The sequence below is a fragment of the Chromobacterium sp. ASV23 genome (genome assembly GCF_016428945.1).
Classification (GTDB): domain Bacteria; phylum Pseudomonadota; class Gammaproteobacteria; order Burkholderiales; family Chromobacteriaceae; genus Chromobacterium; species Chromobacterium sinusclupearum.
Window position 1 is genome coordinate 1 of record NZ_JAELTR010000089.1, and the last position, 11,244, is coordinate 11,244.

Genomic DNA, 11,244 nt, shown 5'->3' on the forward strand with positions numbered 1-11,244 from the left:
CCCCAATACCTTCCTGATCGGCGGCAACGTGGCCACCGCCGAAGCGGCGCGTGATCTGGAAAGCTGGGGTTGCGACGCGATCAAGGCCGGCATTGCCGGCGGCCGCGTCTGCATCACCAAGAACAAGACCGGCTTCCACCGTCCGATGGTGTCCACCGTGCGCGACTGCGTGTCCGCGGTGACGGTGCCGGTGATCGCCGACGGCGGCATCGTCGAGCATGGCGACATCGCCAAGGCGCTGGTGTGCGGCGCCACCATGATCATGGCCGGTTCGCTGTTTGCCGGTTACGACGAGTCAGCTGGCGACATCGTCGAAATCGGCGGCAAGCACTACAAGGAATACTTCGGCAGCGCCTCGCAGTTCAACAAGGGCGCCTACGTCAACGTGGAAGGCAAGAAGATTCTGGTCGAGTACAAGGGCAGCATGGGCAAGCTGCTGCGCGAACTGCAGGAAGACCTGCAATCTTCGGTCAGCTACGCCGGAGGGGACTGTCTGTCCGCCTTGCGCGAGGTGGAGATGATCCAGGTCTACCGTTGATCGGATAGCGCCTGAGGCGAGATGCGGCCGCCGGCTTTTGCCCGCGGCCGTTTTCTTGTCTGCGATCAGTCCGCGCGGGCCAGCGTCGGCCTGTCTCGCGCGGCGACGCTGCGGCATTGCAGCCAGATGGCGCACTCCAGCTGCATGGCGATGGCGTCGTCCTGGTTGCGGGTGGTCCATTTGACCTTCACCACGCCGAAGCCGGGCTGGCTGCCAGAGCGCCTCTTGTCCAGCACCTCCACTTCCACTTGCAAGGTATCGCCGGGGCGCGTCGGCTGCGGCCAGCGCATCTTGTCAATCTGCATGCCGATCAGCCCGTTGGCGGCGCGGCCCAACTCAGATTCCGCCACCAGCCGCATCGTCAGGCTGCTGGTGTGCCAACCGCTGGCGGCCAGGCCGTTGAAGATGGTGTGTTGCGCTGCCTCCGGGTCGGTGTGGAACGGTTGCGGGTCGAACTGGCGGGCGAAGGCGATGATTTCGTCCTCGCTCAGAGTATGGCTGGCGCTGAAAAAACGCTGGCCGAGCTGCAGGTCTTCGAAGTAGAGCATGATTGAACTTACGTTAACGTAATCAGAAGGCCAGCATAACGGCAGTCGAGCAGATGGTCAAAGAGTGGAATGTATTGATCGGTAAATGTAAATCCAGTCGGTCGAGGCCTCGCCATGCAGTTCTGCCGCTTCGTCCCGTAGTTTGACGAAGCCGTTTTTGCGCAGCACTTGCTGCGAGGCTGGGTGTCGGCTATCGACAGCCGCCAGCAAGGGACCATATGGCAGCCAGTTTTCCAGCATGCGAATCAGCCAGGCGACAGCCTCGCTGGCCAGGCCTTGCCCCCAGTGGCTGGGCGCCAGTTTATAACCCAGCCACTGGCTGCCGTCTGCAAAGCGGGTGGCTTGCAAGGTGCCAATGACGGTGCCGTCAGCCTTCAGGCGCATCGCCCAGTTCAGCCAGATTTCCCCGCTGTCGGCCGGCGTGCCGCCGGCGAATTCGCGATATTCGGCGCGCATCGATTCCAACGAGCGGTGAGGGCGTTCCGGAATGAAGCGGTACAGCTCCGGATGCTGAAACGACCGGAACAGTTCATCGGCATGCGCTTCCGTCAAGGGCTCGATGCGCAGGCGGGGGGTATCTCCAGATAGCGTCAGGGATGGCATGCGTTGAATTCCAGAGCGGCATGAATGGCGGCGGCAAGCCCTGACGGATTGTCCCAGGCCATCGAGTGGCCGGCGTCGGAGACGATGCGGATGGTAATGCCATGCTGCGGCAGCCATTCGGTATCCGGGTCCGGCAGCGAGCGCTCGCCGAAAATCACGCAACGCGGCATGGGCAATGCCAGCAATTGTTCGCGCCAGCTGACCGGGCTGCCTTGGACCAGTCCTTTCGCCGCGCGGTGCACCGCCTGCGGCGAGGCGACAGCCATGCTGCCGGCCCAGTTGGGATTGTCACCCCCAGAAGTTGCGATGATCTCCTGATGGCCGCGGGCGATGTAGTCCTGCTCGTCCCAATTCGCCAGCGCGCGGCTATAGGTGCCGCCGCCGCTGTCCAGATTCGGTTCGGCCAATATCAGATGGCCGATGCGATCCGGCATCAGTGTCGCCAGTTCGATGGCGACGCTGCCGCCCATGCTGTGGCCGAACAGGTCAAAGCCGCGCAAGTCCAGATGTTCGATCCATGGCGCCAGCGCTTGCGCCTGGGCGCGCGGCGTGTAGCTGAAATCTTCCGGCTTGTTGCTGAAGCCGTGGCCCAACAGATCGACCAGCAAGGCGCGGCGGCCGGCCAGGCCGGGTTCGGCCAGCAGGCGCGGATAGTCGAAGGAGGAGGCGCAGCCTATGCCGTGCAACATGACGAGCGGCGCGCCATGGCCGGGAATGTCGTGATAGCGCAGATGAGCGGCGGGTTGGGTGAGTCGGTGCGATTTCATTATCAAACTTCAGGGCTTAGTTGGTCAGGGCATATAGGGCGGTATCACGGATGCTGCCGTCCGGGGCGATCCGTTCATTGCGCAGTATGCCTTCCAGCTGGAAGCCGGCGCGCTCCGCCACGCGGCGGCTGTCCAGGTTCAGCGTGTCGGGCAGGCAGCTCAGGCGGCGAAATTGCAGCCGCGTCAGCGCGAAGTCGCTCACGGCTTTCACCGCCTCGCCGATCAGGCCCTGGCCTTGCCATGCCCGATGGCACCAATAACCGATTTCAGCTTGTTTGTGCTTCCAGTGGATGGCGTGCAGGCCGGACGCGCCGATGAAGTGGCCGCCCTCTTTCAGAAACAGCAACATCGGCAGGTTCTTGCGCGCCAGATAGTCCACGCGGCCTTGGCGGCAAAAGGTTTCCGAGGCTTCCACTGAGGGTTCTGCCTGCGCCCAGGGCATGGAGGCAGGCCAGGCGCGCAACTGTTCCAGCGTGGCCACGACGCCGGAGTGGACGGCGGGGCCATCGCCAGGCATCGGGCTGCGCAGAATCAGACGGCGGCTTTCGATTTGATCGGGTATGTCCAGCAGGATGGCGCTCACTTAATGCTCCTTGCATTGTGCAATGCAATGGTAACAAAGCGAGCCGGATATTCAAACTAGATTGTTCAGATGCGAAGCGCTGCGATCAGCTCCGCTTCCAGCGCCAACGCGGTCTTGTCGTCTTTGAGCCCCGGGCCGGAAATCAGGAAAGAGTCCTCGGCGCGGCTGCCCAGCGTCATGATCTTGGCCGACTGCACGTTGAGGCGATAATCGGCCAGCACCTTGGCGATGCGGGCCAGCAGGCCGGGGCGGTCGCCGGCCACGATGGACAGGATGAAGTAATTGTCCTTGTCGTCCGGGCGGATGGATACCTGCGGCGTGATCGGGAAATGCTTCAGATGGCGGCTGATGCGGCCTTGCGGCGGCAACTGCAGCGGCTTGTCCTGCGCCAGCGTGGCGGCCAGCTCGAACTCGATGAAGTTGATCATGTCCCGGTAGTCGCCATCGTGATGTTCCGGCACGAAGACATGGAAGGTGTCCAGCGCATATCCGTGGCGCGTGGTATAGACCTTGGCGTCGGCGATGCTGTAATTGGTGCGCCCGAAGAAGGCGCAGGCGCGGGCGAACAGTTCCGGCCGGTCCGGCGAGTAGACCAGCACCTGGATGCCGTCATGGTCGTCGGCCAGCCGCGCCTTGACCTGCGGCGCGTCGGGCGTGAGCTGGCGGTTCAATACGCGGGCGTGCCAAGCAATTTCCTTGGCTTCGTGGCGCAGAAAGTAGACGGTGTCCAGCTGCGCCCACAGTCCGGCTTCCACGCCGTCCGGGATGGCGTGCAGCCGGAGCAGCGCCCGGGCCTGGTTCTTGCGGGCTTCGAGTTCCGAAGCGATGTCGGTTTCGCCGCCGCGCGACAGCACGCGCAGCGTGGCGTGGTACAGGTCTTCCAGCAGCTTGGCCTTCCAGGTGTTCCACACCTTGGGGCTGGTGCCGCGGATGTCGGCCACCGTCAGCAGGTACAGGGCGGCGAGGCGGCGCGGCGTCTGCACCAGTTCGGCGAAGCGGCCGACGGTTTCCGGGTCGTAGATGTCTTGCTTCTGCGCGATGCTGGACATGGTCAGGTGGTGTTGCACCAGCCAGACGATCAGCGCGCAATCTTCTTCAAGCAAGCCGTGGCTGCGGCAGAAGACTTCGGCGTCGGCCATGCCCAGCTGCGAGTGGTCGCCGCCGCGGCCTTTGGCGATATCGTGGAACAGGCCGGCCAGGTACAAGGCTTCCGGGCGTTCGAAGTCGTTGATCAGCCGCGACAGAAACGGGTACTCGTGGTTGTAGGCGCTGATGGCGAAGCGGCGCAGATTGCGCACCACCATCAGGATGTGCTCGTCCACGGTGTAGACGTGGAACAGGTCGTGCTGCATCTGGCCGACGATCTGGCCGAAGTTGGGCAAGTATTGCCCCAGAATGCCATACAGGTTCATCCGCCGCAGGGTGCGGGTGAGGCCGGACGGTTCGCGGAAGATCTGCAGAAAGGTGACGCGGTTGCGCGCATCCTGGCGGAAGCGCTCGTTGATCTGGCTGCGGGCGTGCCACAGCGCGCGCAGCATGCGCGGCGCGAAGCCGGACAGCTCCGGGTGGCGCTGCAGCGTCAGAAACGCTTCCAGAATGGCGTGCGGATGCTTGTCGAAGACGTTGACTTCGCGGATGCCCAGCATGCCGTTGACGGCGTGGAAGTATTCGTTGATGTGCTGGGTGACGCGCGGCACCTGACAGTAGATGCGGCCTCGCAGATTCGGCAGCAGGATGCCGTTGAGCTGGTTCACGGTCTTGGCGGCGCGGAAGTACAGCTGCATCAGCTGCTCGCTGGCGCGCTTGGCCGGGGTGTCGGAGAGGTTCCAGGCCTGGGCCATCTGCTGCTGCAGATCGAAGATCAGCCTGTCCTCGCGGCGGCGGGCCAAGAGGTGCAGGTCGATGCGCAGCTTCTGCAGCTGTTCCTCGCTGTGCTTGATCAGCCGCGCTTCGGCCAGGGTCAGGATGCCGCGCCGCACCAGTGCGTCCCAGTTGTCGCCCAGGCCGGCCGCCTTGCTGATCCATAATATGGTGTGCAGATCGCGCAGCCCGCCGGGACTTTCTTTCAGATTGGGCTCGAGATTGTTGCTGACGCCGAAGTGTTTGGTGTGGCGTTGCTGCTGCTCGCGCGTTTTGCCCTCGAAGAAGGCCAGCGGGTCGCGTTGGGCTTCCAGCTTCTGGATCAGCTGCAGCCACGGCGTGACCGGCCCGGCCACCAGGCGGTTTTCCAGCAGATTGGTTTCGATGGTGATGTCCGACTGCGCCTCGCGCAGGCATTCCGCCTCCGTGCGCACGCTGTGGCCGATCTCCAGGCCGATGTCCCACATCAGGCCGATGAAGCGGGTGACTTTGTCGTTGATGTCGGCCGGCGTCGGGTCCGGCAGCAGGATCAGGATGTCGATGTCGGAGCCGGGAAACAGCTGGCCGCGGCCGTAGCCGCCCACCGCCGCCAGGCTGGCCTCGCCGTCCAAGCCTTGTTCGCGCCACAGGGTTTGCAGCGCCTCATCCACCGCCTGGCAGTAGCGGCGCAGATAGGTTTGAGCGTCGCGCGTTTCGCGGTAGCGCTCGGCCAGTTGTTGTCGCTTGTCGGCCAGCGTCTGCCGCCAGTGTTGCAGAGGAGTGGCCGCAAGCGTCATGTCAGCGCCTTTCCTGTCTCGTGATGATGGCGATGCCGCCCAGGAAGAAGATCAGCGTGGGGAGGGTGGCCGACAGGATGGCGTTCCAGTCGTACAGCAGGCCCAGGTGGCCGAACAGGCGGTTCACGAAGTGGAAGCTTACACCCAGGCAAATGCCGGCGAACAGCTTGATGCCGAGTTGCCCATGGCGTCGCTGTTGCGGCGTGAAGGCCAGCGCCACCAGCGCCATCGAAATGCAGGCCAGCGGGTAGAACAGTTTGCTCCACAGCGCGATTTCATAGCGCTGGGTTTGCTGCTTGTTCTTCTTCAGATGCTCGATATAAGTCAGCAGGTTCAGCGCCGACATCTGTTCCGGCACCACCAGCAGCACCGACAGAATGGCCGGCTCGACAATCGACTTCCAGCGCAGCGTGGGATAGAAGGCGCTGGTGGTGTGGTCGCTGGAGAGCACGGTTTCCTTGACGTTTTCCAGTTGCCAGGCGTGGTCCTGCTTGGCGAAGGTGCCGCGCTCGGCCAATTGGGTGCGCACCAGCTTGAAGTCCTGATCGTAGGTATAGATGCGCACCCCTAGCAGGGTGTTGTCCGGCAGCATTTCGCGCACATTGATGAAGTTCTGATTGTCTTTCACCCAGGTGCCGGAGCGGAATTCGCGCGCGATGATGGAGTGGGTGGCGGTCAGCTTGCCGCGTTCGGCTTCCTGCATCGACCACGGGGCGACGAATTCGCCCAGCACGATGGTCAGCACGGCGAAGCCCAGGCCAAACTTCAGCAGCGTGGCGGCGATCTGTTTCAGCGTGACGCCGGAGGTGCGGATGACCGTGTATTCGCTGGAGCTGGCCAGCTGGGTCATCGCCACCATGCCGCCTATCAAGACGGCCAGCGGCATCAGCTCATAGGCGTGGCCTGGGGCCAGCAGCGCCACATAGGTGGCCATCGCGCCGGCGTTGTAATTGCCGGTACCGAGCATCGGCACCTCGCCCAGCAGGTCGAAAAAGCCGTACAGGCCCAGCAGCGCCAGCAGAGTGAACAGCGTGGACTGGGTCAGCGTGCTGATGATGTAGCGGTGGATCAGTTTCATCGGTGTGTACGTGTCAGTTTTTGCCGAACATCTGGGCCAGAGACTGGCCGAACGGAAGCTGGGGGCGGTTGCGATGCCTGAGCAGGGCCAGCGCCAGCAACAACAGCAGGGCATGGACCAGCGCGATGGACCAGACGCCGGTCTTGCCTTGCGCGATCCAGTTCCGGGCCACGGTGAGGCCGTTCTGGTAAACGAAGAATGTCAGCAAGGCAAACAGCAGATTGTAGGTGTGGCCGCTGCGTGGGTTGTAGTAGGACAGCGGCAGCGCCAGCAGCGCCAGCAGGATGCAGCTGATGGGCATGGAAAGCCGCCACGCCAGTTCCGCCTTGTATTCCGGATTGCTGCTGCCCAGCAATTGCCGGGTGGGGATGGACTGGCGATTGCCGGCCGGGCCGGTGGCCATCTGGCTTTCGCCTATGCTGGCGGTATAGCGTTTAAACTTGCCGACCTGGTAATCGGCCTTGCCCGGGTCGCCGACATAGCGCGTGCCGTCTTCCAGCACCAGCACCCGTTCGCCGTCTTTTTTAGTGGTGATGTAGCCGTGCTTGGCGAATACCGTGCTGACTTTGCCGTCGGTCATGTCCTGCATGAAAATATTAGAGGCCGCGCTATTCTGGCCAGTGTAATTTTCAATGAAGTAAACCTTGGTGGCGGAGGAGGACTCCTTGAAGACGCCGGGTGCGATGGCGGAGACTTCCTCGCGCCGTTTAATGATTTCCGCGTAGTCCTGGCTGCGCTGGTCGGCCCATGGTCCGACGAATAGCGTGACGCCGGCTACCAGAATCGCCAGCGGCAAGGTAAAACGCATGATAGGCCAGATCCAGTCGCGCAGCGACAGGCCCGCCGACAGCCACACTACCATTTCGTGGTCGCGCCAAGTGCGGGTGAGCACCACCAGAACACTGACGAAAACCGTCAAAATCATCAATACTGGAAAAAATCCCAGTGTCCAGAAACCGATCAGCGCCGTGATCGCCTCATTGGCGATCTGGCCTTCGGCGGCGCGGCCCAGCATGTTGATGGCCTGGGTCGATACGATAATGGCCAACAACACGACGAAGACGCCCAGGGCGGTGAAAGTCAACTCGCGTGTCAGGCTTTTTTGAAAAACCATTTATTCAGTGCCTTTTTGACTTTTTATGAAAAGCATTGTGATAATTCAATGAGACAATCCTGAAGCGCCATTTCCGGCAAAATCGGACCAAACAACAATCCTGCGTTCAATGGCGGCCTAGCCGTCCGTCTTCCCCGAGCTTAGACGGCCGTCATGAGGTGGGCAACGACACTCGTTCTACAGCGGAGTACCTATGGAATTTAACATAAAAAGCGGCAGCCCGGAGAAGCAGCGCGTCGCCTGCGTGATCGTCGGCGTTTACGAATCCCGCAAACTGACTTTCGCCGCGGATTTGCTTGATCGCATCTCCAACGGCTTCATCAGCGACGTGCTTCGCCATGGCGATATGGAGGGCAAGCTGGGCAGCACGCTGGTGCTGCATTCGGTGCCGCATACCCTGTGCGACCGCGTGATGCTGGTCGGCCTGGGCAAGGAGCGCGACTTCCGCGCCAAGGAATACCGCGAGGCCGTTCGCGCTTCGATCAAGGCGCTGACCCAGACCGCCGCCGGCGAGGCGGTGAGCTATCTGTCCGAACTGACAGTCAAGAAACATGACGTTGAGTGGATGATCGAACAGGCCGCCGTGGTGACGCTGGACGCGCTGTACCGCTTCGACCGCTTCAAGAGCAAACAGGATGAGTCCGTGCGCGAGCCGCGCAAGCTGACGCTGGCCGTGCCGCGGCGCAGCGATCTGGCCGACGGCGAGAAGGGCCTGCAACGCGGCCTGGCCATCGGCAACGGCATGAAGCTGGCCAAGGATCTGGGCAATTTGCCGGGCAATGTGTGCACGCCGTCTTATTTGGCAGACGAAGCGCGCAAAGTCGCCGAAACCTTCGGCGCGGCCGCGGAAATCCTCGGCCCCAGCGAGATTGCCGAACTCGGCATGCATTCCTTCCTGTCCGTGGCCAAGGGCAGCGTGGAAGAGGCCCGCCTGATCGTGCTCAAGCACAACGGCGCCAAGGACAAGAACGACAAGCCCATCGTGCTGGTGGGCAAGGGCATCACCTTCGATTCCGGCGGCATTTCGTTGAAGCCGGGCGAGGGCATGGACGAGATGAAGTACGACATGTGCGGCGCCGCCACCGTGCTGGGCGCCTTCCGCGCCGCGGTGGAAATGAATCTGCCGCTGAACGTCATCGCCATCGTTCCGGCCTGCGAGAACATGCCCAACGGCAACGCCAACAAGCCGGGCGACATCGTCACCTCCATGTCCGGCCAGACCATTGAAATCCTGAACACCGATGCCGAAGGCCGCTTGATCCTGTGCGACGCGTTGACCTATGCCGAGTGCTTCAATCCGGCCACGGTCATCGATGTGGCCACGCTGACGGGCGCCTGCGTCATCGCGCTGGGCCATATCGCCACCGGCCTGTACAGCAACCAGGACAGCTTGGCGCGCGAACTGCTGGCCGCGGGCGAGGAAGTGGCGGACCGCGCCTGGCATATGCCGCTGTGGGACGAATATCAGGAACTGCTGAAGAGCCCGTTCGCCGACATGGCCAATATCGGCGGCCGTCCGGGCGGCAGCATCACCGCGGCCTGCTTCCTGTCGCGCTATGCCAAGGCCTACGACTGGGCGCACCTGGACATCGCCGGCACCGCTTGGAAGGGCGGCAAGGACAAGGGCGCCACCGCGCGTCCGGTGCCGCTCTTGGTGCAATTCCTGCAGGATCGCGCCGACATCGCGCTAGGCAACGTGGTGCGCCGCGGCCGTCCGCGCCGTGAGGCGCCCGAAGTGGCGGAAGATGACCAAGATTGATTTTTACACCAATGTCGCCGACCCGCAGGAGTTTGCCTGCCGGTTGGCGGATACGGTGCAGCGCAAGAAGGAACGGTTGCTGATCTGGCTGGACAGCGAGCGCAGCGTCGATGTGTTCAGCAACCGTTTGTGGAGCTTTGGCGATACCCGCTTCGTGCCGCATTGCAGGCTTGAGGCGGCGGAAGCGGCCGAGACGCCGGTTTGGCTGGCCGCGACGCTGCCGGACGATCTGGCGCATCCGGTGCTGTTGAATCTGGGACCGTATGTGCCCTATGCATTCGAGCGGTTTACGCGCATTCTTGAAATCGTGGGGCGCGATTCGGCCTCGCTGGCGACTGCCCGCGAGCGTTTCCGCGCCTACCGAGAGCGAGGCTGCGAAATCGAACATCACGACATGAGTCAAACGCAGACATGACTGAGTCGCCGAAAGCCAATGAACCCGACTGGTCCGGATTGAATCTGCCGGTACTGACCGAGGTGGTGGACGAGCAGGCCGTGCCGACGCTGGCCGAAGAAGCCGGCATCGACGTGCCCGAGTTCGATTTTTCCTCTGAGTTGGACCTGCTGGAACATGAGCTGACGGAGGAACCGCCGGGGGCTGGCGGCGTAGCTCTGGAAATTCCCGAGCTGACGCTGGAGGATCTGCTGGCCGGCGAGGAGCTGGCGGCGGAGCCCGCCTCTCCCATGCTGGACTTCAGCTCCTTGCCCTCGTTGGAGCTGACCGACGCATCCGCTTCACCCGATGAACATACCGCGCTCGACTTTGTGCTGGAGCCGCGTGAGCCGGCTGCGGCCAAGCCGGGGCTGGAGGCTTTTGTCGAGGCGGCGGATCTGCAGCCGGAGTCTTTGCCGGACTTGTCTTCCATTGCGCAAGACGACGCCCCGCTGCCAGAGCTTGCGCCTGCCGATCAAAGCCCCGCTGGCGAGGATTTGAGCTGGGGCGACGTGGCTGCCGCCGCTGCGCAATTGCCTGCGGATGAATCCGGCGTAGCGCAGCTTCAAGAGACGCTAGCGGCCGAACCCGTGCCAGAGCTTGCGCCTGCCAATCAAAGCGCCGCTGGCGAGGATTTGAGCTGGAACGACGTGGCCGCCGCCGCTGCGCAATTGCCTGCAGATGAATCCAGCGTGGCGGAGCTTCAAGAGGCGCTTCCTGCCGAACCCGTGCCGGAGCTGCAGGCCGAGGCGGCGCAGGCTTCGCTGGCAAGCCCGGCGGAACCGGACGCGCCGCAGGATGATGCGGCCCAGCCTTTTGTTTCCATCCCCTTGGACAGTTTGCCCAGCGGCGTACTGGGCGGCGGCATCGGCCGCGAGCCGGCGCCGGAGACCGGCCTGGAATGGCTGAACGATTTGCCCAAGCCAGAAGGCCAGCCCGCAAGCGAGACGGCTCCTGAGGTGCCATCGCTGCAGGATGTGTTGCAGGAGGCGGAGCGAGTCTTAGCGGAAGAGCGCGCGCAGCTGGCTGCGCAGGCGGACTCGTCGGACGACGAGAACGCGGGATCGTCTGTCTCCGAAGGCCTCCCCGCCATTCCGGACTCGCTGGAGGCGGCAGAAGCGGTGGCGGCGTTGGCGAACGAGCAAGATGCGCTTGAAGCAGTGGGCGAGGAGATCGAGCCAGCAC

At 63.1% G+C, this 11,244-nt stretch carries 11 protein-coding genes; 4 read left to right on the forward strand and 7 right to left on the reverse strand.

All coding sequences use genetic code 11. The annotated features are described in order from the left end of the window. Nucleotides 1-538 (forward strand): IMP dehydrogenase (locus tag JHD59_RS20830; RefSeq protein WP_199155655.1); only part of this gene is annotated, 538 nt, incomplete at its 5' end. Nucleotides 539-603: 65 nt separating this feature from the next. Here JHD59_RS20830 and JHD59_RS20835 read toward each other — a convergent pair. From JHD59_RS20835 to lptF, 7 genes are all read right to left on the reverse strand, one after another. Beyond that, nucleotides 604-1,086: a MaoC family dehydratase gene (locus JHD59_RS20835; RefSeq protein ID WP_199155656.1), complete on the reverse strand. Its 483-nt coding sequence runs from the start codon at nucleotides 1,084-1,086 to the stop codon at nucleotides 604-606. A 57-nt stretch (nucleotides 1,087-1,143) separates the two neighbouring features. Further along, nucleotides 1,144-1,689 (reverse strand): GNAT family N-acetyltransferase, encoded by a 546-nt coding sequence (locus JHD59_RS20840; protein ID WP_199155657.1) that lies wholly within the window; start codon nucleotides 1,687-1,689, stop codon nucleotides 1,144-1,146. Beyond that, entirely contained in the window at nucleotides 1,677-2,456 is a 780-nt protein-coding gene (locus JHD59_RS20845) for an alpha/beta fold hydrolase (protein WP_199155658.1), read from the reverse strand. The genes JHD59_RS20840 and JHD59_RS20845 overlap by 13 nt, the downstream gene beginning before the upstream one ends. A 16-nt stretch (nucleotides 2,457-2,472) precedes the next feature. Continuing rightward, nucleotides 2,473-3,039, reverse strand: a complete 567-nt coding sequence (locus tag JHD59_RS20850) for a GNAT family N-acetyltransferase (protein WP_199155659.1) — start codon at nucleotides 3,037-3,039, stop codon at nucleotides 2,473-2,475. Between the two features lie 65 nt (nucleotides 3,040-3,104). After that, on the reverse strand, nucleotides 3,105-5,675 hold the full coding sequence (locus JHD59_RS20855) for a [protein-PII] uridylyltransferase (RefSeq protein WP_199155660.1): 2,571 nt from the start codon (nucleotides 5,673-5,675) through the stop codon (nucleotides 3,105-3,107). 1 nt (nucleotide 5,676) lies between these two features. Further along, nucleotides 5,677-6,753 (reverse strand): LPS export ABC transporter permease LptG, encoded by a 1,077-nt coding sequence (lptG, locus tag JHD59_RS20860; RefSeq protein WP_199155661.1) that lies wholly within the window; start codon nucleotides 6,751-6,753, stop codon nucleotides 5,677-5,679. Between the two features lie 13 nt (nucleotides 6,754-6,766). Then, nucleotides 6,767-7,867 (reverse strand): LPS export ABC transporter permease LptF, encoded by a 1,101-nt coding sequence (gene lptF, locus JHD59_RS20865; RefSeq protein WP_103317677.1) that lies wholly within the window; start codon nucleotides 7,865-7,867, stop codon nucleotides 6,767-6,769. Nucleotides 7,868-8,060: 193 nt separating this feature from the next. Here lptF and JHD59_RS20870 point away from each other — a divergent pair, with 193 nt between their 5' ends. The 3 genes from JHD59_RS20870 to JHD59_RS20880 form a co-directional block, all read left to right on the forward strand. Then, a complete protein-coding gene (locus JHD59_RS20870; protein WP_199155662.1) occupies nucleotides 8,061-9,626 on the forward strand; it encodes a leucyl aminopeptidase in 1,566 nt (521 codons plus the stop codon). After that, on the forward strand, nucleotides 9,613-10,041 hold the full coding sequence (locus tag JHD59_RS20875; protein ID WP_199155663.1) for a DNA polymerase III subunit chi: 429 nt from the start codon (nucleotides 9,613-9,615) through the stop codon (nucleotides 10,039-10,041). The genes JHD59_RS20870 and JHD59_RS20875 overlap by 14 nt, the downstream gene beginning before the upstream one ends. After that, the coding region (locus JHD59_RS20880) for a hypothetical protein (RefSeq protein ID WP_199155664.1) at nucleotides 10,038-11,244 on the forward strand (1,207 nt) is incomplete at its 3' end. The genes JHD59_RS20875 and JHD59_RS20880, both read left to right, overlap by 4 nt.